We start from the raw sequence: 300 nt of genomic DNA on the forward strand, positions 1-300 counted from the left end.
CTTTTTATCCGCTGCCTTTACGGCATCTGCAAAGGCTCTTCTTGCATGTGCCCAACAGTTTGCGTTTGTCACTCCCGGCAGTTTTTTGTCCAGCAGATGATACTGCTCCAGACTGTCCGTGACCAGAACTCCTTTGTAGTTCCGGTAAAACTCCAGCGGCTTTTCGTGATCCCTGCCTTTCTGGTATTCGTAGATCACCACAGGACGTTCCTTATAGAACTCCCCGGAACGGTGTACCCACATGTAGCATTTACTGTTCGGACGGCCACTGTCACCGATCACCTGTGTCGGTGTTTCGTC

Annotated in this window: 1 protein-coding gene; it reads right to left on the reverse strand. The window is 51.0% G+C overall.

Features of this window, described 5'->3' with window-relative positions:
- On the reverse strand, positions 1 to 300 hold a 300-nt coding region (locus tag DW835_RS18565), incomplete at both ends, for an IS66 family transposase (protein ID WP_243037245.1).

Origin of the sequence: Clostridium sp. AM34-9AC (genome assembly GCF_003480225.1) — a bacterium.
GTDB classification, from domain to species: domain Bacteria; phylum Bacillota; class Clostridia; order Lachnospirales; family Lachnospiraceae; genus Acetatifactor; species Acetatifactor acetigignens.